Source organism: Streptomyces sp. NPDC002730 (assembly GCF_042888805.1).
Classification (GTDB): domain Bacteria; phylum Actinomycetota; class Actinomycetes; order Streptomycetales; family Streptomycetaceae; genus Streptomyces.
Window position 1 is genome coordinate 53,466 of the sequence record NZ_JBIAQG010000003.1, and the last position, 25,179, is coordinate 78,644.

Annotated in this window: 25 protein-coding genes and 2 pseudogenes; 21 read left to right on the forward strand and 6 right to left on the reverse strand. The window is 68.4% G+C overall.

Annotation, left to right across the window (positions count from 1 at the left end):
• Positions 1 to 15 precede the first annotated feature (15 nt).
• The gene (locus ACFYXH_RS08470) at positions 16 to 2,034 is read left to right on the forward strand and encodes a HelD family protein (protein ID WP_389561352.1); all 2,019 of its coding nucleotides are present in this window, start codon (positions 16 to 18) and stop codon (positions 2,032 to 2,034) included.
• An 8-nt stretch (positions 2,035 to 2,042) separates the two neighbouring features.
• Here ACFYXH_RS08470 and ACFYXH_RS08475 read toward each other — a convergent pair whose 3' ends face one another.
• Together ACFYXH_RS08475 and ACFYXH_RS08480 are read right to left on the reverse strand one after the other, a co-directional pair.
• Positions 2,043 to 2,549, reverse strand: coding sequence for a DinB family protein (locus tag ACFYXH_RS08475; RefSeq protein ID WP_327324489.1), 507 nt, complete (start codon positions 2,547 to 2,549; stop codon positions 2,043 to 2,045).
• Between the two features lie 168 nt (positions 2,550 to 2,717).
• Positions 2,718 to 3,665 (reverse strand): helix-turn-helix transcriptional regulator, encoded by a 948-nt coding sequence (locus tag ACFYXH_RS08480; RefSeq protein ID WP_389561353.1) that lies wholly within the window; start codon positions 3,663 to 3,665, stop codon positions 2,718 to 2,720.
• Positions 3,666 to 3,765: 100 nt separating this feature from the next.
• On the opposite strand from ACFYXH_RS08480, the gene ACFYXH_RS08485 reads away from it, so the two are divergent.
• A complete protein-coding gene (locus ACFYXH_RS08485; RefSeq protein WP_389561354.1) occupies positions 3,766 to 4,605 on the forward strand; it encodes an NAD(P)H-binding protein in 840 nt (279 codons plus the stop codon).
• A 40-nt stretch (positions 4,606 to 4,645) separates the two neighbouring features.
• Here ACFYXH_RS08485 and ACFYXH_RS08490 read toward each other — a convergent pair whose 3' ends face one another.
• Together ACFYXH_RS08490 and ACFYXH_RS08495 are read right to left on the reverse strand one after the other, a co-directional pair.
• Positions 4,646 to 5,512, reverse strand: coding sequence for an oxidoreductase (locus tag ACFYXH_RS08490; RefSeq protein WP_389561355.1), 867 nt, complete (start codon positions 5,510 to 5,512; stop codon positions 4,646 to 4,648).
• Positions 5,513 to 5,572: 60 nt separating this feature from the next.
• Positions 5,573 to 6,214, reverse strand: a complete 642-nt coding sequence (locus ACFYXH_RS08495) for a TetR/AcrR family transcriptional regulator (RefSeq protein ID WP_389561356.1) — start codon at positions 6,212 to 6,214, stop codon at positions 5,573 to 5,575.
• A gap of 100 nt (positions 6,215 to 6,314) precedes the next feature.
• Here ACFYXH_RS08495 and ACFYXH_RS08500 point away from each other — a divergent pair, with 100 nt between their 5' ends.
• From ACFYXH_RS08500 to ACFYXH_RS08520, 5 genes are all read left to right on the forward strand, one after another.
• The gene (locus ACFYXH_RS08500; RefSeq protein ID WP_389561357.1) at positions 6,315 to 6,497 is read left to right on the forward strand and encodes a hypothetical protein; all 183 of its coding nucleotides are present in this window, start codon (positions 6,315 to 6,317) and stop codon (positions 6,495 to 6,497) included.
• 69 nt (positions 6,498 to 6,566) lie between these two features.
• Positions 6,567 to 6,956 carry a VOC family protein gene (locus tag ACFYXH_RS08505; RefSeq protein WP_389561816.1) on the forward strand — a complete coding sequence of 130 codons (390 nt, stop codon included), beginning with the start codon at positions 6,567 to 6,569 and terminating at the stop codon, positions 6,954 to 6,956.
• A 96-nt stretch (positions 6,957 to 7,052) separates the two neighbouring features.
• Positions 7,053 to 7,883: an SDR family NAD(P)-dependent oxidoreductase gene (locus ACFYXH_RS08510; RefSeq protein WP_389561358.1), complete on the forward strand. Its 831-nt coding sequence runs from the start codon at positions 7,053 to 7,055 to the stop codon at positions 7,881 to 7,883.
• A 221-nt stretch (positions 7,884 to 8,104) separates the two neighbouring features.
• Positions 8,105 to 8,431 carry a hypothetical protein gene (locus tag ACFYXH_RS08515; protein WP_389561359.1) on the forward strand — a complete coding sequence of 109 codons (327 nt, stop codon included), beginning with the start codon at positions 8,105 to 8,107 and terminating at the stop codon, positions 8,429 to 8,431.
• A 434-nt stretch (positions 8,432 to 8,865) separates the two neighbouring features.
• Complete coding sequence (locus ACFYXH_RS08520; RefSeq protein ID WP_389561360.1) at positions 8,866 to 9,831, forward strand: hypothetical protein; 966 nt, start codon at positions 8,866 to 8,868, stop codon at positions 9,829 to 9,831.
• Between the two features lie 161 nt (positions 9,832 to 9,992).
• On the opposite strand, the pseudogene ACFYXH_RS08525 reads toward ACFYXH_RS08520, so the two are convergent.
• A pseudogene (locus ACFYXH_RS08525) lies at positions 9,993 to 10,130 on the reverse strand (IS5/IS1182 family transposase); the annotation flags it as partial.
• A gap of 570 nt (positions 10,131 to 10,700) precedes the next feature.
• Between ACFYXH_RS08525 and ACFYXH_RS08530 the strand changes: the two are divergent.
• The 8 genes and pseudogenes from ACFYXH_RS08530 to ACFYXH_RS08565 all read left to right on the forward strand — a co-directional run bounded on the left by ACFYXH_RS08530 (position 10,701) and on the right by ACFYXH_RS08565 (position 19,453).
• The gene (locus ACFYXH_RS08530) at positions 10,701 to 11,939 is read left to right on the forward strand and encodes an alpha/beta hydrolase family protein (protein WP_389561361.1); all 1,239 of its coding nucleotides are present in this window, start codon (positions 10,701 to 10,703) and stop codon (positions 11,937 to 11,939) included.
• A 393-nt stretch (positions 11,940 to 12,332) separates the two neighbouring features.
• Positions 12,333 to 13,151: a TnsA-like heteromeric transposase endonuclease subunit gene (locus tag ACFYXH_RS08535; RefSeq protein ID WP_389561362.1), complete on the forward strand. Its 819-nt coding sequence runs from the start codon at positions 12,333 to 12,335 to the stop codon at positions 13,149 to 13,151.
• Positions 13,148 to 15,439 (forward strand): transposase, encoded by a 2,292-nt coding sequence (locus ACFYXH_RS08540; RefSeq protein WP_389561363.1) that lies wholly within the window; start codon positions 13,148 to 13,150, stop codon positions 15,437 to 15,439. Before ACFYXH_RS08535 ends, ACFYXH_RS08540 begins: the two co-directional genes overlap by 4 nt.
• 1 nt (position 15,440) lies before the next feature.
• On the forward strand, positions 15,441 to 16,727 hold the full coding sequence (locus tag ACFYXH_RS08545) for an ATP-binding protein (protein WP_389561364.1): 1,287 nt from the start codon (positions 15,441 to 15,443) through the stop codon (positions 16,725 to 16,727).
• Positions 16,724 to 17,146, forward strand: a pseudogene (locus ACFYXH_RS08550) (TniQ family protein); the annotation flags it as partial. The gene ACFYXH_RS08545 and the pseudogene ACFYXH_RS08550, both read left to right, overlap by 4 nt.
• 267 nt (positions 17,147 to 17,413) lie before the next feature.
• Entirely contained in the window at positions 17,414 to 17,953 is a 540-nt protein-coding gene (locus ACFYXH_RS08555; protein ID WP_389561843.1) for a hypothetical protein, read from the forward strand.
• A gap of 2 nt (positions 17,954 to 17,955) precedes the next feature.
• Complete coding sequence (locus tag ACFYXH_RS08560) at positions 17,956 to 19,122, forward strand: TniQ family protein (RefSeq protein WP_389561365.1); 1,167 nt, start codon at positions 17,956 to 17,958, stop codon at positions 19,120 to 19,122.
• A 55-nt stretch (positions 19,123 to 19,177) separates the two neighbouring features.
• Positions 19,178 to 19,453, forward strand: a complete 276-nt coding sequence (locus tag ACFYXH_RS08565) for a DUF4345 family protein (protein ID WP_389561366.1) — start codon at positions 19,178 to 19,180, stop codon at positions 19,451 to 19,453.
• 62 nt (positions 19,454 to 19,515) lie between these two features.
• Here ACFYXH_RS08565 and ACFYXH_RS08570 read toward each other — a convergent pair whose 3' ends face one another.
• On the reverse strand, positions 19,516 to 20,433 hold the full coding sequence (locus ACFYXH_RS08570) for a LysR family transcriptional regulator (RefSeq protein ID WP_389561367.1): 918 nt from the start codon (positions 20,431 to 20,433) through the stop codon (positions 19,516 to 19,518).
• A 227-nt stretch (positions 20,434 to 20,660) separates the two neighbouring features.
• Between ACFYXH_RS08570 and ACFYXH_RS08575 the strand changes: the two genes are divergently transcribed.
• The 6 genes from ACFYXH_RS08575 (at position 20,661) to ACFYXH_RS08600 (ending at position 25,178) form a co-directional block, all read left to right on the forward strand.
• A complete protein-coding gene (locus ACFYXH_RS08575) occupies positions 20,661 to 21,359 on the forward strand; it encodes a type 1 glutamine amidotransferase domain-containing protein (RefSeq protein WP_389561368.1) in 699 nt (232 codons plus the stop codon).
• A 72-nt stretch (positions 21,360 to 21,431) separates the two neighbouring features.
• Entirely contained in the window at positions 21,432 to 22,127 is a 696-nt protein-coding gene (locus tag ACFYXH_RS08580) for a type 1 glutamine amidotransferase domain-containing protein (RefSeq protein ID WP_389561369.1), read from the forward strand.
• 428 nt (positions 22,128 to 22,555) lie between these two features.
• The gene (locus ACFYXH_RS08585) at positions 22,556 to 23,521 is read left to right on the forward strand and encodes an NAD(P)H-quinone oxidoreductase (RefSeq protein ID WP_389561370.1); all 966 of its coding nucleotides are present in this window, start codon (positions 22,556 to 22,558) and stop codon (positions 23,519 to 23,521) included.
• Positions 23,522 to 23,659: 138 nt separating this feature from the next.
• On the forward strand, positions 23,660 to 23,842 hold the full coding sequence (locus tag ACFYXH_RS08590; RefSeq protein ID WP_389561371.1) for a hypothetical protein: 183 nt from the start codon (positions 23,660 to 23,662) through the stop codon (positions 23,840 to 23,842).
• Between the two features lie 261 nt (positions 23,843 to 24,103).
• On the forward strand, positions 24,104 to 24,556 hold the full coding sequence (locus ACFYXH_RS08595; RefSeq protein WP_389561372.1) for a helix-turn-helix domain-containing protein: 453 nt from the start codon (positions 24,104 to 24,106) through the stop codon (positions 24,554 to 24,556).
• A 25-nt stretch (positions 24,557 to 24,581) separates the two neighbouring features.
• Positions 24,582 to 25,178, forward strand: coding sequence for a hypothetical protein (locus tag ACFYXH_RS08600; protein WP_327324473.1), 597 nt, complete (start codon positions 24,582 to 24,584; stop codon positions 25,176 to 25,178).
• Position 25,179: the final 1 nt, after the last annotated feature.

The following is a 25,179-nucleotide window of genomic DNA, read 5'->3' on the forward strand; positions in this document are numbered from 1 at the left end:
GTTATTCTGTTTGGAATGACGGCACCCGATGACGCACTCGCCAGGGAACTGGCTCAGGAACGCATCTTCCACGAGGCCTGCCGCGTCGCCATGACCGGCATGGTCGACGGCGCCGCACAGCGGGTCGTCACCGGCGAGAACGCCTTCGCCTCCGGTGCCGACGCCGAGGTCCTCGGTTACCAACTGCGCAGCTGGGCAAAGGAGTTGGCCGAGGAACCGGACAGCCCGCTGTTCTTCGGCCGCCTCGACCTCCAGGACGGGCAGCGCTACCACATCGGCCGCCGCCGCATCAGCGAACACCCCTCCGCCCCGCCCCTGGTCGTCGACTGGCGCGCCCCCGTATCGCGCACCTTCTACCAGGCCGGCGCCCGCGACCCGCAGGGCGTCGCCGTACGCCGCCGCTTCGGCTGGGCGCCCTGGAGCAAGGGCGACTCCGCCGATCTGACCAGCTTCGAGGACGAGCACCTGACGGCGGGCGAGTCGGCCGAGAGCGCGATCCTGGCCGGCGAGATCGAGCGGCCGCGCGTCGGCCCGATGCGCGACATCGCCGCCACCATCCAGCCCGAGCAGGACGATCTCGTACGGTCCGGGCTGGCCGATTCCGTCTGCGTCCAGGGCGCCCCGGGCACCGGGAAGACCGCCGTCGGCCTGCACCGTGCCGCGTATCTCCTCTACACCTACCCGCAGCGCATCCAGCGCCGCGGACTGCTGATCCTCGGCCCCAACCGCACCTTCCTCTCCTACATCTCCGAGGTGCTGCCCTCACTCGGCGAGATGGGCATCCGCCAGTCGACGGTCGACGACGAGATCGCCCGCCACGAGGTGCGGGCCCAGGACGGCGAGGCCGCCGCGGTGGTCAAGCACGACGCCCGGATGGCCGCCGTTCTGCATCGCGCGCTGTACGCTAGGGTGGCGCCGCCGGCCGAGCCGGTCGCCGTCCCCGACGGTTCGTACCGCTGGCGCATCCCGCTCGACGAGCTCGAGCGGATCGTCGCCGAGGTGCGGTCGGAGGCGCCGCCGTACGCCGTCGGCCGCGAACGCGTCCGCACCCGCGCCGTCCGCGCCATCCAGCTCCAGGCGGAGCGCCGGGCCGGACCGGTGAGCAACATCTGGGTGCAGAAGGTCGGCCGGGCCCGCGCGGTCTCCGCCTTCGTCGACACGGTCTGGCCGCGTACGCAGCCGGAGGAGGTGCTGGCCGCGCTGCTCACCGACCCCGTCGACCCGCTCCTCACGGTGGCGGAGCAGGACGCGATCCGCTGGGCCCGGCCTCCGCGTTCGTACAGGTCGGCGAAGTGGTCGGCGGCCGATCTGGTACTCCTCGACGAGCTCGCCGGTCTGATCGAACGTCCCGAGGGCTACGGCCATATCGTCGTCGACGAGGCGCAGGACCTCTCGCCGATGCAATGCCGCGCGATCGCCCGCCGGGCCGGCTTCGGCTCACTGACGGTGCTCGGCGACCTCGCACAGGGCACCACGCCGTGGGCGGCCCGGAGCTGGCCCGAGCAGTTGGCGCACCTCGGCAAGGAGCAGGCGGCGGTGGTCCCGCTGACGACAGGGTTCCGGGTCCCGGCGGTGATCGTGGGCCTCGCCAACCGGCTGGTCCGCGCACTGGACGTCGACGTGCCACAGGCCCGGTCGATGCGCGGAGACGGCGAGTTGACGATCCGGCGGGTCGATGATGTCGCCGCCGCGACCGTCGGCGCGGTACGGGCGGCGCTGGCCCACGAGGGCTCGATCGGAGTGATCGCGGACGGGCCGGAGGCGGACCGGCTGCGCGCGGCGCTCGCCACGGCGGGTGTCGCGACCGCCACCGCCGACGACCTCACGGCGGGCGCGCGCGTCACCGTACTGCCCGCGACGCTCGCCAAGGGCCTGGAGTACGACCATGTCGTCGTCGCCGAGCCCGCGGCGATCGCCGGCGCGGAAGCGCGCGGCCTGCACCGGTTGTACGTGGTGCTGACGCGGGCCGTGTCCCGGCTGGACGTGCTGCACAGCCGCCCGCTGCCGCCGGAGCTCGCGCGGCGGGACTTCTGAAACACGCCCTACGCGCCCACCGTGCCGTCGATCCCCTCGCGGAGGAAGTCGGCGTGGCCGTTGTGCCGGGCGTACTCATGGATCATGTGCAGCATCACCAGCCGGAGCGACACGTCCTCGCCCCACCTGGCCTGGTAGCCGGTCACGTCGAGGGACGTGGCCTGCTCCTCGATCCGGCGAGAGTGCTCGACCTCCGTCTGCCAGGCCTCGAAAGCCTCCGAGCGGGTGGACTCGCTCGCGTCGTACGCCACTTGGTAGTCGCCCTCGTCGGACCAGACGAGCGGGATGTCCTCCCCGTTGATCACCCGGCGGAACCAGGTGCGCTCCACCTCGGCCATGTGCCGCACCAGGCCGAGCAGGGAGAGTGTCGAGGGTGGCATGGACCGGCGGCGCAGGTCCTCGTCGGAGAGGCCGTCGGCCTTCATGGCGAGGGTGGCGCGGTGGAAGTCGAGGAAGGCACGCAGCGTTTCGCGCTCGCCTCCGGTCAGGGGCGGGCCTATGCGTTCGACGGGCACTGCGGAATTCCTCTCGGCGGTACGGCGGTACGGCGGTAGGGAGGTACGGAGGTCGACGGTTCGGCAGTACGGCGGTTTGCCGGTTCGGCGGTCCTGGTTGATCCTCCCGCATACTCCTGGTGGTCCGTTGCCTGATCGGTGGTGCGACGAGAGGAACACCACCGGCGTTCACCGCCCGTAGACGGCGGTGAGTTCGGCCGCCAGCTCCGCGAGCCGCTCCCTGGCCTCCGGCGGGTCCAGGACCTCCACGCGCGCTCCCAGCCCCGCCAGCTGCGCCGCCACGATCTCCGGTGACGGGCCGTCGATCTCGATCTCCAGTCGGTCGTCGGCAAGGGGCGACGGGCCGATCCGCAGCCGTCCGCCGAACAGCCCCTGCAGGACCGGCTCGGCACCCCTCTCCGCCCGGCCCCGTACCGTCGCAGCGAGCATGCGGTCCTCCATTCCCGCCGCGAGGGAGCGCCAGGCCGTGGGCAGGTCGAAGCCGTCCGGCCGCACGACCGGATCGCCGGTCGGGGTGACCGAGGTGACGCGGCTGAGGCGGAAGGTCCGCAGGCCGTGGGCCGTACCCGCGACGAGATAGCGGACGCCCGCCTTGGACGCGAGGCCGAGCGGATGGACCGTACGCTCGCCCGCGGGCCTGCCGGGGCGTGCGTATCCGAGGCGGATCTGCGTACCTTCCACCACCGCCCTCTGGAGCGCGTCGAGTTGGGGCGCCGCGGCCGTGACGGGGGAGCGCGACCAGTCCGTGTCGTCCGTGACACCGGCGTTCGCGGCGGCCTCCGCTCCCGACCGCAGGGTCGACGGCAGCGCCCGCACCAGCTTGCGCAGCGCCGTCCGCAGCTCGGGCGTGGCCGACAAAGGTCCCGCGACGAGAAACAGCGCCCGGATCTCGTCGGCGGTCAGCCCGGTGAGGTCGGTCCGGGCCCCGCCGACCAGTGACCAGCCGCCGCCGCGGCCGCGCTGCGAGTAGACGGGGATGCCGGAGGTCGCGAGCGCCTCCAGGTCGCGCCGGGCGGTGCGTTCGGACACTTCCAGCTCCGCGGCCACCTCGGCCACGGTCACCCGTCCCCGTGTCTGCAGGAACAGCAGGGTCGCCACCAGACGATCAGCTCTCACAGCAGATCACTCTCCTCCGGAAACTGGCCAGAAGATGGCCAGTTTGGTCTCCAGGATGGCAGTCAGAACCGAAACTTCGGACTGGAAACGGGAGTTGACCATGATTGTCGTAACAGGAGCCACCGGGAACGTCGGACGGCCGCTCGTGCAGGCCCTCGCCACCGCCGGCGAGCAGGTGACGGCCGTCTCACGGCGGCCTTCGGAGGCCTCGGCCCCGAAGGGCGTACTCCACCGGCAGGCCGACCTGGCCGAACCCGAGCGGCTCAAGCCCGTACTCGACGGAGCCGATGCGCTCTTCCTCCTCGTCTCCGCCGACGGCGAGAACCTGAACCCGCAGGGCATCCTCGACGCCGTGAAGGCGGGCGGGGTACGCCGGGTCGTCCTGCTCTCCTCCCTGGGCGTGGGGACCCGGCCGGAGTCCCTCTCCCACACCCATCTGCGGGAGTTCGAGCACGCCGTCCATCAGGCGGGCCCGGACTGGACGGTCCTGCGGCCGGGCGGCTTCGCCTCCAACGCTTTCGCATGGGCGGAGACGGTCCGTTCGCAGCGGACGGTCGCCGCGCCCTTCGCCGACATCGGCCTGCCGGTTATCGACCCGGCAGACATCGCGGAGGTCGCGGCCGCGGCGCTGCGCGACGGGAGTCATGCAGGCCGCACGTACGAACTCACGGGCCCGGCGCCGGTCTCCCCGCGCGAACAGGCGCACGCCATCGAGGACGCGCTGGGGAGTTCCGTACGATTCGTCGAGCTGAGCCGTGCCGAGGCGCGGGCGCAGATGGTGCAGTTCATGCCGGAGCCCGTGGTGGACGGCACCCTCACCATCCTGGGCGAGCCGACGGCCGCGGAGCAGCGGGTGAGCCCGGACATCGAGCGGATCCTGGGCCGCGGGCCCAGGACCTTCGCCGAGTGGGCGGTGCGCAACATCGCGGCTTTCAGGTGACCGGCCACCTGCACCGCACAACGGCGACCGTGGACGGGGGCTATCGGCCGATGGCGTCGAGCTGCGCGACCGCATCGGCCGGGAGTTCGAGGCTCGCTGCGGCGACGTTCTCGCGGAGGTGGGCCACGGACGAAGTGCCGGGGATGAGGACCGTCGTCGTGGATCGCTGCAGCAGCCAGGCGAGGGCAACCTGTTGCGGCGAGGCTTCGAGACGGGCGGCGACGCTGGTGAGGGTCTCGGACTGGAGCGGGCTGAAGCCGCCGAGCGGAAAGAACGAAGCGAAGGCGATGTTCTCCGCCGCGCACCGTTCGACCAGGTCGTCGTCCTGCCGGGTGGCGAGGTTGTAGAGGTTCTGCACGGTGACGACCGGGGCGATGGCCTGAGCCTCGGTCAGCTGCGCCGAGGAGACGCCGCTGAGCCCGAGGTGGCGGATGAGCCCCTGCTGCCGGAGCTCTGCCAGAGCGCCGAACTGCTCCGCGACGGACTCGTCGGAGGTGCCATCGAAGGAGTCGATGCGGAGGTTGACGACAGCGAGGGTGTCGAGGCCGAGGTGCTCCAGGTTCTCGCGGACCTGGGCCTTGAGGTCGTCGGGCTCCAGCGACGCGTTCCAGGAGCCGTCGTCGCCGCGGCGGGCGCCGACCTTGGTGACGATGTGGAGGGCGGCCGGGTAGGGGTGCAGGGCTTCCTTGATGATCTCGTTCACGACGACGGGGCCGTAGTAGTCGCTGGTGTCGATGTGGGTGACGCCGAGGTCGACCGCCTCGCGGAGCACCGCGATGGCCTGGTCACGGTCCTTGGGCGGCCCGAAGACACCGGGGCCGGCCAGTTGCATGGCGCCGTAGCCCATGCGGCTGATGGTGAGGTCGTCCGCGAGCGTGAGCGTACCGGCGGGGGTAGCGCTGGCCATTTTTTCCCTTTCGTCATCGATCGGGTGGCATGACGTTATCCCGATCCGCCCGCAGTGGGGTCAACGCGTGGCATAGGAGGCGAGTGCGGGTTCGAGCCGGTCGAAGACGTGGGCGGCTTCAGCGGTGAGGGTGGCGGCGATGTGGTCGTTGTCGTGGCCGGCGAGGGTGAGTTCCTGGATGCGGGTGAACAGGAGGCGGTGGGCGGCGGCGAGTTGGGCGGCAGCGGCGCGGGGGGTGATGTCGTCGGTGGCGGCGTCGGTGGCGGTGGCGGTGGCGAGAGCGTGGGCGAGGGCGTGTTCGCGCTGGTCGTGGAGGTCGCGCAGGCGGGCGGTGAGGGTGGGGCTGTCGGCGATCATGCGGGAGAAGGCCGGTCCGGCGAAGCCCGCGACAGGGTCGCGGGTCTCGAGCGCGGCATCGAAGGCGCGGCGCAGGGCGGTGAGGGCGGATTCACCGTCGGCGCGCTCCGCGACGGTGATGGCGAGGCTGTTGCTGAATGCCTCGTGGTGGTCGAGGGCGAGGTCTTCCTTGCGGGCGAAGTAGTTGGTGACCGTCTTCTTGGCGACGCGGGCGGCGGCGGCGATCTCGGCGATGGTCGTCGCTTCGAAGCCCTGCTGCAGGAACAGGCGGGTGGCGTGGTCGGAGATCAGCTGCCGGGTCTCCAGCTTCTTGGCCTCGCGGAGGCCCGGGGGTTCAACACTCATGAGAGAACTTTACCACCGGAGTAAGTTTTCGCTTGACGAACGTTCAGCCCTCTGTGTAAGTTTACCCCCGTCGTAAGTTTACGTCTGGGAGGGACCCCGCATGCGCCGCACCATCAGTGCCACCACCGCCGAGATGAACCCCGCCATTGCCGCGTTCCTGGCCGGCCGGCGCGGCGGAACGGGCCCGGCCCGCACCCCTGCCCGTTCCCGCGGGGACATGGCGACGGCCGCCCGCGCGATCAAGCCGACCCGCGTCAACGCCCGTGCGCGCCGCACCCCCTGAGCCCCGCCCGCACGTTCCGTTCCACCTGCACGACCAGCCCACACCCCGCCGTCACAGATGGAGCCCCTCATCGACATCACCGCCTCCACCGTGTCCCTGACCGTCGACGACGTCGCCGCCTCCAGCGACTTCTTCACCACCCACTTCGGCTACCACCAGGTCATGGCCGCGGACGGCTTCGCCTCCCTCGCCCGCGAGGACGCCGCCGTCGACCTCGTGCTGCTCCAGCGCGGCACCGAGGTCCTCCCACCGGAGCAGCGGGACCAGCGCGCCGCCGGCCTGATCGTGGCGTTCACCGTCACCGCCATCGCCGAACACGAGGAGCGCCTGCGGCAGGCCGGGGCGCCCATCACGATGCCGCTGCGCGAGGAGCCGTGGGGCGAGCGGCTCTTCCAGGTCACCGACCCGAACGGCGTCGTCGTCCAGCTCGTCGAGTGGACGGCCCCCGTCGGCGCCTGACCCGGCGACATCGCGCAAACAGGCCCTGTGGCCAGAGCCGACGCAGACCTGAATCAAGCAAGGCGGAGCGTCTCGTTCCGTTGATTGGAGAACCGCATGACCCAAAGCACAGCTGCCGCCGACCGCGTCTGGTTCGTCACCGGCGCATCCAGCGGCTTAGGCCTCGCCTTCACCCGGGCGGCCCTGGATGCCGGCGATCGCGTCGTCGGCGCCGCCCGGCGGATCGAGACGCTCACTGCCCTCGCCGCCGAGCATCCAGGCCGGTTGGTCGCCCTGCCGATGGACGTCACCGATCGCGCGGCGGTCTTCGCGGCGGTGGAGCAGGCCGCCGCTGCGTTCGGGCGGCTGGACGTCATCGTCAACAACGCGGGCATCATGGGCATGGGCGCCGTCGAGGAGTTCACCGAGGCCGATGCCCGGGCGTTGCTGGAGACCAACTTCTTCGGCGCGCTGTGGGTCACCCAGGCCGTCCTCCCTCACCTGCGCCGGCAGTCAGGAGGCCACCTTGTGCAGATCTCCAGCGTCGGCGGGGTCATCGGCTTCGCCACCAGCGGGCTGTACAGCGCGAGCAAGTGGGCGCTGGAAGGGATGACCGAGGCGCTGGCGCAGGAGGTCGCGGCGTTCGGCGTCACGGTGAGCATCGTCGAGCCCGGCGGGTACACCACCGGTCTCTACACCGCCATGCGTACCCAGCCCGCCCATGAGGCCTATGCCCCGCTGCACTCCGCCCTCGCCGACATGTGGCAGGACGCCGAGGACGCCGATCCGGCCGACGCGGCCAAAGCCCTGCTCGCACTGGTCGACAGCGACGAGCCGCCCCTGCGGTTGATCCTCGGCGGCGCGATGTACGACGTCGCCCAGGAGAGCGCCGACCGGCGTAAGGAGGTATGGGCGAGCTGGGAAGGCGTCAGTCGCGCCGCCGGGTGAACCCCTCTGTGACTCGTCACGCCAGTTGTCGTCCTCTACCGCCCCGACCTGGGAGTTCGATGACCGATCGGCACGATATCTGTCGTGAAATTGGCGGGCTTCCTGTCGTCTGGTGGGCATCGGCGGGCAAGTTGTCGTCAATATCGGGGATCGTCCTCGGGGCGTGAGGGGGCCGCTTACCTGAAGGCGTGGAAGGTCTTCAGGATGTCAGCGCTGCAGGTATGACCGGTGGACGGCGTGGTCCTGCGCTTCTGTGGTCGCACGCATGCCGCTGGGAGGACCTGCTCGTCCCGGACCGGCTGCTGGTTGCTCTGGACTTCTGCGGTGAGGTTCGGGAAGTGCTGTCGCAGCCACTGAAGCTGAGGTTCTGCACGAGGAGTCGATGGCGTAAGCACACGCCGGACTTCCTCGTGCTGACCAGGATGGGTACGTGGCTGGTGGATGCCGGGCCCGCTCGGCTCATCGATCCGGAAGCCAGGGAGTCGTTGGCCGCTGCGGCCGAGGTGGCTCTTGCCTGCGGGTGGCGCTACTCGGTGGTGGCGGGATAGACCGCATGTGCCTGGCTCTGGGAGCCACCATTTGACGAGCTGTGACGTCAGTTCGTTTTGGCTGGCCTTGCAGTGAGACCGTGAGGTGTGCCTATCCGCTGGGAGCTTCATGACTAACGCGCAGCCGAAAGTCGAATTTTACATCGCGAATCGCCGAGAACACTCGGTGACTGCGGTCGGCCGACTTCCCCCACCGGCCGCCGCATCGACCCCCTGTTGTCCGGGCACCGCCCCATCTTTCGGCAACAACCCCGCCGTTGTGGCCGTCGCACGAGATGGGCCTGCGGCCAAAAGCCGATCGCGGGCAGTCTCCAGCAGTCCCCGGGTCCGTCACACTGATCCGGCCGGAGTCACCGAGGTCGAAAGCATCCCGCCATACCTGCGTCGACCATCACGAAGAAACTGGCCAGGTGTCATATGGTAATTTTTGAACGGTGATGAAATCCTCGCCTGTTGAGTACGTATTCGCAGAAGAGTTGCTACTTGAGGCGTGCGGCGGTCCGGACGCACTCCATGTGCGCGACCACGCTCGCTACGTCTTCAAAGCGGTGCACGAGGGGGCGGCGCTCGCTCCCGATGACGCCGAGAACCTGACCGACGTGCTCGGTGACCCGCAGGCATTCGTCAATGAGCCAACCGAACCCGCCGATCTGCGTGAGGAAAATCGCCGTTACATCACTAGGGCCCTTCTGATCCACGCGTGTCGCACCGGCGACCCAGGCCTCGTTCGACGGCTCCGGCAGGTATCCCGCTCCGAGATCTACCGCATTGACCCTCATCTCCCCATCCCAGCGCCGTGCCTGCTCGCGCTCCTCGCTGATCTCGGACAAGAAGAACTACCCATACGCCACGCCGCCATGAGCCTGGTCCGGAACATCCACCTGCAATCCGATGTGACGCCGATCCTCGACATCATCATCAGCGAGCTGGGCTCCCCAGAGCGCCGTCGCGGATTGGTCCGTGAAGGCCCCGCCGCGGAAGCCAGCTTGGCGCTGGTTGGTTACAGCCTCAGCCTCAACTCCGAGAAGGCCGACGGTTTGTGCGAGCGGGTCGCGGCGGCGATCAATCCGTCTGCGCCGGCACAAAGCGCGCTGCGCACGCTGGCCGCGCTATACGCGGTTGCTGAACAGTTCGACCGGGTGACCAGCCTCGTCGGCCAAGCAAGCACCCGGGCCGAGGTCATAGGTGGGCTCTATGACGCCATCGGCGCGATTTGCTGGAACCTGGAGCATGCGAGGCCCGTGCCCAACGCTCGGTACCCCTTCGACGAGGCAGTCACTCTCGCCGAGGGCCTGGCTACCAACGCCGGTCACCGCAAGCACGTGTTGGAAATCCACAAAAGGATCAACCGTTTCCGGTTCAGGAAGGCCACATTCGCGAATTACCCCAGTGCGACGTGATAAGCGGGGAGAGGTGCGAACCCAGTACACACCTGCTCGTGGCAATGGCCTCGTAACTCTCCCTGCGATGTGAAGTCCCGCGGGTTGTGCCGGTCTCAAACGCGGCCGCGGCGACGAGGATGACGGTGCCGCGGCCGCAGGCTGGATCAAGCCGCGTGAAACGGCGAGGACAGCGTCACGGCTGGCGGTGCCACCCGGCTCCGGGAAAGGCGCCTGGTCATGAGGGTGATCGCGGCCCAGGTGACGTGGGCCTCGGAGTGCTGGGGAAGCCGTTCGTAGTCTCTGACGTTGCGGCGGGCAAGGAACTGCCCTTCGCCGACCACGCCTTCGACACCCCTGGCCGGTCCGCCCCGCCCCGCCCCGGAACAGGGCCGGCAGGCCCACGACGAGCGGCACGCACGATCCAAGGACTGTGCGTGCCGGTCCGCGCATGCCGGCGGTAAGGCGTCCAGCCGGTCCTGGAACAGCTGCACATTGACGGTGCCGACAAGAGGCAGCTTTTGGAGAGCCCCCTCTTATGTTTCCCGGTCGCGTTTGGTGGGCCCAAAGATTGTGAAGGCCGGGGAGAAGTGGGCCGCGTCTCTTGTTGGCTTTACCCTTCCGATCGGTCTCCCGCGGCCCGTGCGTAAAGGAACCCCTTGTTTCTCGGGCCGAAGGGTGTATGCGTGTGGCGCACCCATCTCTTGCGCTAAAGGTGCAGCTCAGGTCACGCATGAGGCGTACTGCCATGCTCCTGGGGCGGCCTCTAGTCCTTAAGAGCTACTGCTCGGGTTGGCTCTCCGGTGTGATTCTTTCCGGCCTCGATTTTTCTACGTTGGTTCTTCAAGGCCGTCACGGAATCGCGCGGCCACCGAGAAAAGGTGATGAAAATGTCCATACGCAGTCGTGGAGCCGTTGCCGTCCTGCTTGCCGGCGCTGTTGCCGCAGGCGTGACCACCCTGACCGCTTGCAGTTCTGAAGACTCGGCCGCTGTGTCCTCCTCCTCGCCCTCTCACGCTGCCGCTTCGGAGGATCGAAAGGGGAGCCTCGCGCTTCCTGCCCCGACCGGTGAGTACGCGGTGGGCCGCGACTCGTTGCACCTTGTCGACAAGGGCCGCCGTGACCCATGGGCACCGAAGGCGGGCGACAGGGAGCTGATGGCGTCGATGTACTACCCGGCGCAGAAAGGAACCGGCAAGCCCGCCCCGTACATGAGCACCGAGGGGGCCCAAGCCTTCCTGAAGCAAATGAAGTTGGAGACCCCTGCTGCCAAGGTGCTCAGCGGCACCCGCACCCACACATACACCGATGCGAAGCCCGAGTCGGGGAAGTTCCCGCTGGTCGTCTTCTCGCCTGGCTTCAAGACGCCGGGCGCCACCCTCACCGGCCTGGCCGAGGACCTGACCAGCCGCGGCTACGTCGTTGCCGTCGTGGACCACGCCTATGAGGCTGCGGGCGTCGACTTCCCTGGCAAGGGCATCCTGCCGTGCACGGCCTGCGGGAAGGTCGGCCCCACCAGCTTCCAGCCCGCCGCCGAGGGCCGAGCCAAGGACCTCTCCTTCGCGCTGGACCAGCTGATCGGGAGCACGTCGCCCTGGAAGCACGCCGGCATGATTGACAAGGACCGGGTCGGGATGGCCGGGCACTCCCTGGGCGGCGCCAGCACCGCCGCCACCATGGCCCAGGATCCGCGCGTGCGCGCCGGGGTGAACATGGACGGCCCGTTCATCGACTCCGGCAGCAAGTCCGGCCTTTCCGGGCGGCCCTTCCTGATGCTGGGCACCAAGGCCGACCACAGCCCCGGCAGCGAGGACAAGACGTGGGACGCGGCTTGGAAGAAGCTCGAGGGCTGGAAGCGCTGGGCCACGGTGGCCGGAGCCGACCACTTTGCCTTCACCGATCTGGCCCCGCTCGCCGGGCAGTTGGGCGGTGACGACCCGAAGGGTCTGCCCGGCGAGCGGGCTGCGGAGATCACCCGTGACTACGTGGGTGCCTTCTTCGATGAGCAGCTGTGTGGCAAGGACGAGCCGTTGCTCGACGGCCCGGGCAAGGCCAACCCCGAGGTTACTTTCCAGCACGCCTCCGCGCGGGACGCCAAGGGCAGCTCAGGCACCCCATCCCGACCCTGACCGCGGCTGCGTCACGCGGCGGCAATGCGGTCTCGGTCGTTCGGCTATGCCTGGGCGGTCGTACGCGTGTGGGGCGCCCGACCACGAGGAGTGTCGAACGGCTGAGGCTGCTTCAGCGGGCCGGGGTGTACCTCCGGCAAGGTCGCCGAGAGGATCACGACAGATATCCCGCCGACACGACAGTTGGCGTGCCGAGTCACACCCCTCCCTGAGCCCGAGCACGATAGTTGTCGTTAACCTCCCACCCCGACCTGGCCTTTCTTGAAGCACTGAGCACGATATCTGTCGCCGAATTCGCATCGTTGTTGACGTGTTCCGTGCCTTTTGCAGGCAAGTTGTCGCCAACTTCGAAGATCGCTCCTCCGACGGGATGCGTGCGGCTTACCTGGGACTATGAGCGATAGCCGGGGCTCCGTGTGGTCCCACAGCTGTACGTGGACGGATCTGCTGGTCCCTGTCTCGCTGGACGCGGGGCGGGGCGACCTGGACCTGTCCGATGGCTGGCCGGACCGGTGGACGGCAACGTGGAAGTACGCCGGGGACGAGATTGCGGGGCCGGTCCGGCACCTGGGGCAGGTGCCGGTGGCGAGCCGTGGGCCGATGCGGGGGTTCACCTGGCGGCGGGAGCAGCGGCACAGGCCCGGTCTGGAGTCGCTGGTGTCGACGGGGCGCCTGCATGGGTTCGAGAGCCTCGAAGAGGATCAGCTGCTGGTAGCTCTGGACTTTGCCGGTGATCTGGTGGAAGTGCTGTCGCAGCCGTTGCGTATCCGGTTCCGTGCGGTGGAGAAGTGGCGCAACCACACCCCGGACTTCTTCGCAGTCACGCGGGTGGGGACCTGGCTGATCGACGTGCGGCCCCGAGACCTGATCGAGCCCGAGGACCTGGAGTCGTTCGCGGCCGCGGAGGAAGTGGCGTTGGTCTGTGGGTGGCACTACGCGGTCGCGGCCGAGTGGCGTCCGCATGTGCGGTCCACGCTCAGCGCGTTGTACGGGAAGCGCCGTCCGACACGCGACGTGCTCGGCATTCAGGCCGATCTGCTTGCTCATGCCGAAGAGCGCGTCACATTCGGAGAGTTGGCCGACGCACAGATGTACTGGCCGGTGGCACGGGCCCAGTTGCTGCACCTGTTGTGGCATCGCAGGCTCGGGATCGACCTTGCTCAGCCGTTGACGGACAGTTCGCGAGTGGTGCTGGCGGGAGGCGTCTCATGATGGGGGCGGCGACACTGGATCTCTCGCCCGGCGCGGGCGTGGTGCTCGACGAGGTGGAGTGGCTGGTCGAACGGCAGGAGCCACATCTGGGGCGGGTCCACCTGGTGCGTGCAGACGGCGAGCGCCAGCGGGCGAGCTTCCGCTTCCTGGTCAACCACCCGCGTTGTCGGCCGTCGTCGCGTACAGCGGCGGAGGGCGCCAACCGAGGTCGGCAGATGGCTTCGTGGAGTGATGTGAAGCCGGAGAAGCGGCCCTTGATGGAACAGCGTTTCGCGCATCTGATGGAGGTCAACTGCGGTTTCCGCAGTGGTGATCCGTTCCGTCCCGAGCCGGGGGAGCCGCACCCTGAGTACGACCCGGACCGTACGACGCTGACTGAGCGGCGGGCGGCGAAGGCCGCTGAGTTGTCGGCGCTGAGGCCCGAAGAGGCCAAGCTGCTCCTGGGCGTCGCGCACGTCGGGGTGCGCACGCTGGAGCGCTGGGAGCGCAGGCGCAGGAAGTACGGGATCGTGGGCTGTGCCGATCACCGGTGGCTGCGGGCAAGCGGGGGACACCCGAGCGTCAGCGAGGAGGTTCGCGAGGCGATCTTCGCGGTCAGGGCGGAGACGCAGCGCCACCGGTCCCGGGTGAGCGCACGCACCCGCGAGATCATGATCCGACGCCATGTCCGGGAGACCTTCGAGATCGAAGACGAGGACGGGGACGAGAGCGAGAAGATTGAGGTCCCCAGCTACCACACGCTGCTGCGGGTGTGGAAGGAGTGGTTCGGGCCGGGCGGGGCCCGACAGAAGTACGAGCGCTCGGCCGAACTGCCCACCAAGAACGGGCATGTGCTCGTGACCCGCCCTGGCCAGGTCGTCGCGCTGGACACGACGATCCTGCCGGTGATGGTCCGCGAGAACGTTTTCGGTGACCCGGTCACCGTCCACCTCACTCTGGCGCTGGACGTCTACACCCACTCCATCTGCGCGTTCCGGCTCACGCTGGTGTCGGACTCCTCGGTGGATGTCGCGATGGTGCTGCGCGACGTCATGCTGCCGCTGCCCATGCGGGAGGAGTGGGGCGAGGACATGGAGTGGCCCTATCCAGGGCTGCCGGCCGCCATGGTCTCCGAGTTCGCCGGGTACGAGGTGGCCGGGCTGCCGTTCTTCACCCCCGAGACCGTCACCTCCGATCACGGTTCCGTCTACCGCAATCACCATCTGGTGGATGTCCAAGAGGCGATGGGCTGCCGGATTCTTCCGGCGCGCGTGCTGCGCCCGCAGGACAAGAGCGCGGTGGAGCGCGTCTTCGGCAGTATCCGCTCGCTGGTGTTCGAGAAGCTGGCCGGTTACACGGGGGTTGACGTCTCCGATTGCGGCGCGGACCCGGAGGGCGACGCGGTGCTGACCCTGGCCGAGATGGAACACTTCATTGCGACCTGGGTCGTGAAGGTCTGGCAGAACCGCAGGCTCGGCGAGTTCGCGCCCAGCTGGGATCCCGGCGGTGACCACAGCCCCAACACCCTGTTCGCGGCCTCCTTCGCCCAGGAGGGCTTCGACCTGGACATTCCCTCCCCGGAGACGTACTACCGCTTCCTGCCCGAGCACCACGTGAAGCGGATCCACCGGCGGGGCGTGAAGGTCAAGGGGCTCTGGTACGACGCCGAGTCGCTGCACCAGCCCGACATGAACTCCGCGCGCGGGGGCCGCTACAAGCAGCACTGGGTCATCCACCGCGAACCCCGCGACCGGCGGGTGGTGTACTTCCAGGAGCCCGACACCCATGAATGGCACGAACTGCGCTGGACGGGTCTGCCGCCGGAACGCGAGATGCCGGCCTTCGGTGACGCCCGGGTCGAGGAACTCCTCACCCGCGTACGGGAAGCAGGCCTCAAGCCGCGCTCTGACAGCGAACTCGTCCCCCTCCTCCTGGAGATGCTGGGGGCCGTCGATCCGGTCGTGCAGTGGCCGTCCCAGCTGACCAAATCCCAGCAGACGCAGCACGCGCGGGAGATCACCCAAGCCCAGGCGGCCGCCGCGGACCGGCCGCCGAAGCCGAACAAGCCACCGCGCCTGGCTGCCATCGGCGCACCGGATGCGGAGCCGCCGTGGCGGGAACGCGCCCGGGAGGCCACCGAGAGCCTGGACGCGCACCGGCGCCGACGGCGTGAGACGGCCAGGCCAGCGCAGCAGCCGTCGGCACCAGCCCCTCTGGGATCGAGCCGCCGCGGCCGCAACCTCTTCGTCATCGCCGACGACGCCGACGGATCCGACGACCCGGACCCGCAGCCGACGGAGGGGACGTGAGATGAGCAACCTGCACCCGGAGCCGCCGAACGCGCCCGTTCCATTCCTGCGCTTCGGCCCGAGACCGGACCGGACCCGGCATGAGGGCTGGCAGGAGTTCCGCCGGACACGGGATCTGTTCGTGCCGGTCAAGAAGATTTCCTTGGCCGAGTACGGGCTGATGAGCCCGCGCAAGAAGTCCTTGTACGACCTGCACCGCGCGGCCACGCACGTCAACATGCAGATGCTGGACACCCCGATGAGCGAGGTGGTCACCACGCTGATGCGTTCGCGGATCCAGAACAACGCGATGCGTATCGGTCCGAGCACCCTGGACGGGCTGATGATCAACGGCGGTGGGTACCAGGGCAAGACGGAGACTGCCTGTCGGACCGCCGCCGAGTTCGAGGACACCTGGCGTGACCTGTTCGAGCAGTACCCCGAGTGCTACTTCGATCCAATGCCCGGCACCCGGGACCTGATCGCACCGGTCGCCTACTGCCAGACCCCGGTGAAGGCCACCCCGATCGGCTTGTGCGAGGCAATTCTCGACTACTACGGCGCCCCCTACGGCAAGAACCTGCGCGGCATGATCCGCAACGCCCGCGAATCGATCAAAGCGCACGCCACCACCGTCCTGATCATCGACGACATCACCCGCCTGAAGATGCACCGGGAGGACGACCAGGACACCCTCGACCTGATCCGCGGCCTGATGGACCTGGACGTCACGCTCGTCCTCATCGGCGTGAACATCCCCCGCTCCGGCCTGCTCAGGGAGGGCTGGCACGACCCCCGCACCAACCAGTGGGTCTACGCACCACTGAAGAAGGGTAAGAGCTACAACCCCGACGCCTCCACCCAGACCGAGCGCCGCTTCGACCTGGTCACACTCGACCCCTTCGACTACAGCAGCGACGCGGGCATCGCGGCTTTCGTCGCCCACCTCGTCGGCGTCGAGAACCAGATCCGGCTCTTCAATACCGGCCCCGGCTCGCTGTCCGAAGGACGGATGCCCGAGTACCTCTACCGCCGGACCCACGGCATCGTCGGCCTCCTGCGACGCCTGATCGAGGACGGGCTGACAAAGGCCATGGAGAGCGGCTTGGAGGACCTGACCATCGACCTCCTCGACGAGATCACCATCAACCTGGGCAACGTCCCCGGCAAGGACGACGGGCGGGACGCCGAAGCCGGCGAGATCCCCGACATCGACACTTCTCCGAAGCGGAAACCGGGCCCGAAGGCCAGGAAAGGCCGCAACAGCGTCTACGACGACCGAGGCACCCCTCCGGCGGCTCAAGCATGACCCGCCGCCCGCTGTCGCGCAGCCTTGACCCGCTCGACGACGAGACCCTCGTCGGCTTCCTCCTCCGCCTAGCTCGTCACAACGGCACGACCCCGGCTCAAATCGCCGCTCGTATGGGGCTGATAAACGAGACGGGCGGCGCGCCCGGCGTCGTCTCGCCCTGGCTGCTCGCGGACATGGACAAGCCACGTCTTGTCCGGGCGGCACGCGCAGCACACCTGACTGTGCCTGAGGCCAGCAAACTGCTGCTCGCCCCCATGGGACATCGATACGGCCTCGTGAGCCGCAGATATCAGCCGTGGACGAGCCCACAGCAGCTGGGCCGCCCCAACCGCTGGGTCTCCATGCGGACCTCCCAGTACTGCCCGCCATGCCTCGCGGGTGACGACGACCCACTGGGACGGCTGTACGGAGGTGCGTGGAAACGGGCCTGGCGGCTGCCGGTGGTCTTCGCGTGTTCGCGACACCAGCAACTCCTGAGCCGTACCTGTCCCAAGTGCCGAGCCCCCGGCCAGTTCGCCCCCAACGGCCTGATCGCTCGCCCAGGCACGGAAGATCTTCATCCAGCCCAGTGCCGAGCCACGTCTCCCACCCCACACGCAGGCAGGGGAGGACGCTCGGTCTGCGGGACAGACCTCGCGCGTGTCCGCCCTCCTCGCCCGCCGGTAGACGCAGACTCCCTCAATGTGCTGCTGGCCCTCCAGCAACGCCTCGATGTGCTGTTGTCGGCCGACGGGCCACAGAGAGCCAACAGCTGCGGCCAACTCGTGGCGGTCGCCCAGTACTTCATCGACCTGCGCGTCGTGGCCACGCTGGTCCTGGCCTCCTGGCCGGAAGCCAGCGGCTTCGTGGCGACACCCAACCTGGCCCAGGCCATCGGGCGAGAGGCAGAGCAGCGACTGCGCGACAGCCGACGCCGCACATCAGGCGCATCGAAAAGACCGTACGGGATCAACTCCCTGCTCTCGCCTATGGAATCCCCCCTGACCATGGGCGCGGTACTGGGGATCGCCGAACGCATGCTTGATGCCCGCGAGAAGCAGTGGACTCGGATGGTTGTAGACCCGCTCTACAGCAGCGCCCTGGCGCTGCACCGGGACACCTTCCAGGAACTCGCCCGCCTTCCCGGCACTTCCTCTGCGTTGCAGGAGGTTCTCGGAGTGGCGAAGGAGACAATGGACAGTTGGAACCCCGAGATCTACATTCGCGGTCCGCGAAACGGCTGATCATGCGTGCCCTGCCACGCAGCCTCGTCCCGTTGCCCGACGAGACGCTCACTGGATTCGTACTCCGGCTTTCCCACAGGCTGGGTACGACACCCGGAGAGATCGCCGTCCGTACCGGCTTGCCCTCCCGTCTGCCTCTGGGCTTCCTGTACCACTTGTACGACGAACACCTCACGGGTTTCGCTCGCGCCACACAGCTGGCGCCTGCCGAAGTCAGCGGCATGCTGCTCGCCCCGTTCGGAGAGCGCTACGGGCCGCTGAACCCCGCGGTCACCCCACGCCGCACCCCGGCACGGATGATCTACGACAACCCGTGGGTCCTGACCCGCTCCACGCGCTACTGCCCGCACTGTCTCGCTGGGGACGGTACCGCCATCCAGGATCTCCACGGTGGCGCCTGGAGACGGCTGTGGCGTCTCCCCGTGACCTTCCTCTGCCTCCGGCACCAACGCCTTCTCCAGCACCAATGCCCCGGCTGCGCAACACCCGCCCAGTTCGCTCCCGCAGTAAATGCCATCGCGCGCCTGACCGATCACACACTCCACCCATGGCAGTGCCGCTTCACCACGCGGCCGACACCACTACAGCAGTCCGGAACAGCCTGCGCAGCCGACCTGACCCGGCTTGATCCGCCCCTCGCAGCACCCGACGCGGTCACCATGACCGTGCTCCTACGAGTCCAGCAACAGCTCATTGACTTGCTCCTCGCGAGCGGCCCCGAGACCGCGATGAGCGCCGGCGCACCGGTCCCCGTTCTCTACTACTTCGCTGACCTGCGCGCCACGGTTGCCATGATCTTCCGGTCCTGGCCCGTCGCCCGTGAGTACGCCAGCACACCCTGCCTGGCCGATGCCCTCGATGTGGAGTACGCCTCCCGCGTCGCGCAGGCCGAGCCCTTGTTCAACACCCCGGGCAAGAAGAAGACCTCCAAGCCCTACACCGTGCCGCCGACAGAGTGCCTCGCCACCGGCGCGGCACTCGACATCGCGGCGAACCTGCTCGACACACACGATCCGGGAGACGCCCGGAGTCGGTTGGCGCCGCTCGTTCAACGGCTGAGGGAGGTGGACCTCGCACTGAGTACCTGGCTTCGCCGCCCGTCTTGGATCTCGGTCTCGCTGAGGCAAGCGGTCATGGATCTTCCGACGGGCAGAAGGGCTGCAGCATGATCGTTCACCCGGTGAGCGCCATGCCGCGCTTGATCGGCCACGGGACTCGGACAACGTGCACCGCTTCCTGGCAGGCGTCCACATCGGCTGGGCTTCCTTGTTCGCCTGGGTGGTGGCAACGATCCGCTGGCAGGGAGTACTCGTCTACTTCCTGGCCGTCCCGATCTTCCTCGGTGGCGTCGGGCGGCTGGTCTCATTCGCCCGGTACGGCATACCCGGCCCGGCGGAAGTCCTCCTCGCCTCCACCCTCCTGGTTTTCGTCCTCTCGATCGTCATCGTCTGGGCGCACTCCACCGCTCTCAGATCCAGACGAGTGCCGGCCGCCGCCTGATGCACCGATCCCGGGCGGCAGACCGGCAGGAGGCACGGTGCGTCGGGTTGGACCCGGCGTTGCTAGGTCGGCTCCCAGATTTTCGCCGCAGCCAGGAGGTGCTCCCGGACGAGTGTCACGTGCGGGTTTTTGGAGCTGCCCGGGCGTTGGACGAGGTAGGCGGTGTTGATCGGCGGGTCCTCCGGCTGGTGCAGTAGCCGGAGGGCGCCGGAGGTGAGTTCGCTTTGGCACAGATAGCTGGGCAGGACGCTCCAGCCGGCGCCGGCGGTGACGGCGGTGAGGACGCTGCGCAGGTCGGGGACGGTGATCGCGGCCTGGATGTGCAGGCGGCGGCCGAAGACGTGGCGCCAGTAGCGGCGGGCGATGGGCAGGTCCTCGGCATAGGTGATCAGGGGGAAGCTCTCCAGGGCGGTGGGCAGCTCCTGCCCCTTGAGCCGTTCGGCCCATGCGGGAGCGGCGACCAGGACGAATTCCTCGTCGGCGAGGAGTTCGACGTGCAGTGTCCGGCCTCGGGGCCGCCGGGTGGCGACGACGAGGTCGTGGCGTCCGGCCCGCAGTTCTTCGAGCAGCGGTTCGGCCAGCCCGACGGCCACCCGCAGCCGGACGCCTTGCGCGATCAGCGGGGCCAGCACCTTCAGGCCGGCCACGCTCATGAACTCCGCGGGTCCCGCCAGATGCACCGGTGCCACGGTACTGCTCGGCTCCTCGCCGGTGATGACGGCCAACTGGTCGAGGGGGGCCGACAGTCGGGTGGCGAGTTCGTCCGCGTGGGGCAGCGGGATGACGCCTTGCGCCCGGCGTTCGAACAGCTCGCGGCCCAGGCGGTTCTCCAGTGCCCGGATCTGCGTGGTGACGGTGGACTGCGACAGGCTCAGTTGACGTGCAGCGGCGGTGAAGGAGCCCAGGCGGTGCACCGCGAGGAAGGTTCGCAGCAGGTTCAGGTCCAGCGCGCCGGACCCATGAGTGTCGTGATCGCTCACGGCCCCGAGCCTACGAGATACGCATGGCAGCCACATGCCACCCGTCCACGGGTACGAGTCATCGGGTCACCGATACCTGGCATCGGTCTCTTCATTGGCGCGGATACTTCAGCACCTTTAGTTTTGAGACCTAAGAGCACTGGGTTCTGTAGGCCACCAGCGTCGGTGTCGTTCTTCCTCACCCGGTCCCGAATGCGCAGTCGGCCGACATAGGAGACGTGTGAAAAGTGAGACAGAAAAAGATTCTGGCGGTCGTGACCAATCAGGCCACCTACGGGGCGAGCAAGCATCGCACCGGCCTCTGGCTGGGTGAACTCGTCCATTTCTACGACAAGGCGGTCAAGGACGGCCACACCGTGGATGTGGTCAGCCCGGCGGGCGGCGAGGTGCCACTCGACCCCCGCAGCCTCGGCCGGTTGTTTGCCGACCGGACGGTTCGCAGCTATCTCGCCGACCCGGCCTTCATGGCTGCCCTGAAAGCCACTGCTTCTGTCGCCGACGTAGATCCGGGCGACTACTCCACGATCTTCTTCACGGGTGGTCACGGAACCATGTGGGACTTCCCCGACAACGCTGACCTGCGGCGAACAGCCCAGGCCATCTACGCCGGCGGCGGCATCGTCTCCTCGGTCTGCCACGGCGCCTGCGCCCTCATCAACCTCCAAGACGCCGACGGGAACCCGCTCGTACAGAACCGCACCGTCACAGGCTTCCCGACGGTCGAGGAAAGACTGGCCGGTGTGAAGAGCAGGGTGCCGTTCCTCCTGGAGGACGAATTGCGCGCGAAGGGAGCCAAGTATGTGCGCTCCACCGTCCCGATGACGCCGCATGCCGTGCGTGACGGCCGCCTGATCACCGGCCAGAACCCGGTGTCCACCAAGGCCGTCAGCGACTTGATTCTCGCGGCCTTGGCCGAGACCGAGTAACGAGGACAGAAACCTGGGGCGCCCGCATCTGCGGGGCGCCACCCAATCAACCCGGCTCTAGGAGACCGCACCATGTCGAAGATCCTTTTTGTGATGACCGGCGCCAACCACTGGACGCTGGCGGACGGCACCAAGCACCCGACCGGCTTCTGGGCCGAGGAGGCCGTCACCCCGTACCAGGCATTCACGGCTGCCGGCCACGAGATCGTCATCGCCACCCCCGGCGGGGTCGTACCGCCCCTGGACCAGGGCAGCCTGGCGCCGCAGTTCAACGGCGGCGAGGAGGGCGCGAAGAAGATGGCGGACGCTCTCGCCTCGATCAGCGAGATCCAGCACCCCATCAAGCTGGAGGACGTCGACCTCGCCGACTACGCCGCCGTCTTCTACCCCGGCGGCCACGGCCCGATGGAGGACCTGGCCGTCGACGCCGTCTCCGGCAAGCTCCTCATCGACGCCCTCGCCTCGGGCAAACCGCTCGGCGTCGTGTGCCACGCCCCGGCCGCGCTGCTGGCCGCCACCAAGGCCGACGGCGGCAACGCCTTCGCCGGTTACCGGCTCACCGGCTTCAGCAACGCCGAGGAGACCCAGGCGGGTCTGGCGGCCAGCGCCAAGTGGCTGCTCCAGGACCGCCTGGTCGAGATCGACGCCGACTACCAGGAGGGCGAGCCGTGGGCCCCGAACGTGGTCGCGGACCGCAACCTGGTCACTGGTCAGAACCCCGCCTCCGCCGGACCGGCCGCAGCCGAAATCCTCAAGAAGCTGACATGACGTAGTAGCGCATCCGTACGGAAACGGCCGATGCCCCGCCTCATGCAGCCCATGCCTGAAGTCCCGGTCTACGCGCGCAGATCCAGACGGCGATCACGGCCCTACCCGTGCTCCCGGAAGGTGTCCAACGTCTTCGCCGCGCAATTCGCAGCATGTGCTCCGGCATCGTGAGCTCGATCCGACGCTGCGCTACCGAAGGACATCCCACTGAACGGCACAGTGAAGAAAATCGCACCGGATACGAACAGGCAGGCCAGCGATGCCGCCCACCCGATTGCCCGTGCATGTGCTCGGCTCGGGAACGGCGCGATGCCGTGTGGCCTGCTGCCAGCCGCGGCCGGGCCGACCCCGCGCCCTCGCATCAGCATTTCGACGACGCCTGACAAGCGCACGCACTGCTACCCGGCAGGTGCGTGAGAAGGAGAAGCATGAAAGCAATTTCGATCAAGGAACCCGGGGGCCCGGAGGTCCTGGAGTGGATCGAAGTCGAGGACCCGTCCCCGGCCGCGGGCGAGGTCATCGTCGACGTGGTGGCCGGCGCGGTCAACCGAGCAGATGTCGCACAGCGGATGGGCTGGTACCCGGTCCCGCCGGGAGCATCGCCCTACCCAGGACTGGAGGTCTCGGGCCGGATCAACGCCATCGGCGAGGGCGTGACCCAATGGCAACCGGGTGACGAAGTATGCGCGTTGCTTGCCGGGGGCGGATACGCGCAGAAGGTCGCCGTCCCTGCCGGGCAGCTGCTCAGGGTGCCCAAGGGCATCAGCCTCGCCGAAGCGGCGGCTCTGCCCGAAGCCGCCGCCACGGTGTGGTCGAACGTCTTCACGACGGGTGCTCTGAAGGCGGGCGAAACCTTCCTCATGCACGGTGGAGCCGGCGGCATCGGAACGATGGCCATCCAGATCGCCAAGGCCCGCGGCGCCCGAGTCGTCACCACTGTCGGTGGCCCTGAGCAGGCCGCCAGAGTGCGAGACCTCGGCGCCGACCTCGCGATCAACTACCGCACCGAGGACTTCGCCGAGCACGGCCCGTACGACGTGATCCTCGACGTCATCGGCGGCCACTACCTCCAGCGCAACGTCCACTCCCTGGCCCCCGACGGACGACTGGTCATCATCGGTCTGCAGAACGGCCTGGAGGGTGAACTCAACCTCGCCGAACTCCTCTTCAAGCGCGCGTCCGTACACGGGACCACTCTGCGTTCCCGCCCGACCGGGCAGAAAGCAGCCATCGTGGCCGAAGTCCAGGACCACGTGTGGCCACTGATCGAGAACGGATCCGTACAGGTGGTCATCGACCGGACCCTGCCCATGACCGAGGCTGCCGAGGCGCACCGGATCCTGGACTCCCACCACATTGGCAAGATCGTCCTGGTCAACCCCGACACCGCGTAACGCCGACCTGCCGTCGCGCACGAAGCTGACGGCAGGGTTGTGGTGCGCGCCGGAAGCGGCCCGAGAAGCACAGTCGGCGCGCCCGGCCCGAAGACGCCGGCGAGCAGGTTGGCCGGCAGCAGTCCGCCGACGTCGTGCGTGGCGCCTTGGATTCCGGGGCCGACGACGGCGACCGGCATTGCCAACGGCGTCAACTCCATCTCCCGCTCCACCGGCAGTGCGATCGGCAGCGCGGTCATCACCTCCCTGCTCGCCTCCAAGACGCTCGACAAGCTGTCCCCGGGGGCCCTGCGCTGCCCGCCGAGAGCCAGTACACCCTGAGCTTCGCCGTTGCCGGCATGGCGTTCGTGCTGGTCATCGGCGTGCCATGGTCGGTCTGGCGATCCGCCGCAGGTCCCGCTCGCCCGCCACCGGCACGCCCGCCCCGTCGGGCGACGGCAAAACCACGGCAGGACGGTGCGACAGATGTCCTGCAAATACGACACCTATCGTGCTCAGGCTCACCCCTCCCGGGTCGTGTCATGGAACACTATTGCAAGCATGTGCTTGCAATAGTTAGCGGCGGCAGGGCACTATCGGGGCATGGCATCACTCAACGTCGGCAATCTCGGTGAGTATCTGCGTGAGCAGCGGCGCACAGCGCAGCTCTCGCTGCGGCAGCTCGCCGACGCCGCCGGGGTGTCCAATCCGTATCTGAGTCAGATCGAGCGCGGCCTGCGCAAGCCGAGCGCGGAAGTTCTGCAGCAGGTTGCCAAGGCGCTGCGGATCTCCGCCGAGACGCTGTACGTACGGGCCGGGATCCTTGACGAGCGGGAGCGGGAGGAGCTGGAGACGCGCGCCGTCATCCTCGCCGACCCCTCGATCAATGAGCGGCAGAAGCAAGTGCTGCTGCAGATCTACGAGTCCTTCCGCAAGGAGAACGGGTTCGAGAACACGGACTCCACGGACATCATGGACTCCACGGACATCTTGGACACCGCCGCTGAAGGCCCCCGCACGGCCGACGGCAGTGATGCCGACCAACCCTCAAACTGATCTGCGATCCGGGAGGACCACAGTCATGGCCATCACCGATGACCTGCGCAAGACCCTCACCGACCCGACTCCCCTCTACTTCGCGGCCGGTACCGCCGACCTCGCCGTCCAGCAGGCGAAGAAGGTTCCCGCGCTGATCGAGCAGCTCAAGGCCGAGGCCCCGAGCCGTATCGATGCCGTGCGCAACGCGGACCCCAAGGCCGTTCAGGAGAAGGTGACCACCCAGGCCAAGGAGGCCCAGGCCACCGTGCAGGCCAAGGTCACCGAGGTGCTCGAGACCCTTGACACCGATCTGAAGAAGTTCGGCGAGACCGCTCAGGACCTGGCGCTGCGTGGTGTCGGCGTGGCCGCCGAGTACGCGGTCAAGGCCCGTGAGACCTACGAGAAGGTCGCCGAGCAGGGCGAGCAGGTCGTGAGGTCGTGGCGCGGCGAGGCGGCCGATGAGATCGCCGAGATCGCCGTCGCCGTCGAGCCGGACGCCGAGAAGGAGCCCGCGGCCGCAGCCACCGGGACGAAGACCGAGGCGAAGACCGAGGCCAAGAAGCCCGCTCCGGCGGCCGCCCGCAAGGTCCCGGCGCGCAAGACGACGCCGAAGAAGCCCGCGCCGCAGTCCGCCAAGTAAC

Excerpts from the sequence above, each read along its gene's own strand:
- ACFYXH_RS08560 (WP_389561365.1), top strand. The coding sequence starts at position 17,956 with ATGCGTGCCCTGCCACGCAGCCTCGTCCCGTTGCCCGACGAGACGCTC.
- ACFYXH_RS08495 (WP_389561356.1), bottom strand. The coding sequence starts at position 6,214 with ATGAGTGTTGAACCCCCGGGCCTCCGCGAGGCCAAGAAGCTGGAGACC.
- ACFYXH_RS08515 (WP_389561359.1), top strand. The coding sequence starts at position 8,105 with ATGACCGGTGGACGGCGTGGTCCTGCGCTTCTGTGGTCGCACGCATGC.
- ACFYXH_RS08585 (WP_389561370.1), top strand. The coding sequence starts at position 22,556 with ATGAAAGCAATTTCGATCAAGGAACCCGGGGGCCCGGAGGTCCTGGAG.
- ACFYXH_RS08510 (WP_389561358.1), top strand. The coding sequence starts at position 7,053 with ATGACCCAAAGCACAGCTGCCGCCGACCGCGTCTGGTTCGTCACCGGC.
- ACFYXH_RS08535 (WP_389561362.1), top strand. The coding sequence starts at position 12,333 with ATGAGCGATAGCCGGGGCTCCGTGTGGTCCCACAGCTGTACGTGGACG.
- ACFYXH_RS08530 (WP_389561361.1), top strand. The coding sequence starts at position 10,701 with ATGTCCATACGCAGTCGTGGAGCCGTTGCCGTCCTGCTTGCCGGCGCT.
- ACFYXH_RS08485 (WP_389561354.1), top strand. The coding sequence starts at position 3,766 with ATGATTGTCGTAACAGGAGCCACCGGGAACGTCGGACGGCCGCTCGTG.
- ACFYXH_RS08580 (WP_389561369.1), top strand. The coding sequence starts at position 21,432 with ATGTCGAAGATCCTTTTTGTGATGACCGGCGCCAACCACTGGACGCTG.
- ACFYXH_RS08600 (WP_327324473.1), top strand. The coding sequence starts at position 24,582 with ATGGCCATCACCGATGACCTGCGCAAGACCCTCACCGACCCGACTCCC.
- ACFYXH_RS08540 (WP_389561363.1), top strand. The coding sequence starts at position 13,148 with ATGATGGGGGCGGCGACACTGGATCTCTCGCCCGGCGCGGGCGTGGTG.
- ACFYXH_RS08470 (WP_389561352.1), top strand. The coding sequence starts at position 16 with ATGACGGCACCCGATGACGCACTCGCCAGGGAACTGGCTCAGGAACGC.
- ACFYXH_RS08490 (WP_389561355.1), bottom strand. The coding sequence starts at position 5,512 with ATGGCCAGCGCTACCCCCGCCGGTACGCTCACGCTCGCGGACGACCTC.
- ACFYXH_RS08595 (WP_389561372.1), top strand. The coding sequence starts at position 24,104 with ATGGCATCACTCAACGTCGGCAATCTCGGTGAGTATCTGCGTGAGCAG.
- ACFYXH_RS08500 (WP_389561357.1), top strand. The coding sequence starts at position 6,315 with ATGCGCCGCACCATCAGTGCCACCACCGCCGAGATGAACCCCGCCATT.
- ACFYXH_RS08545 (WP_389561364.1), top strand. The coding sequence starts at position 15,441 with ATGAGCAACCTGCACCCGGAGCCGCCGAACGCGCCCGTTCCATTCCTG.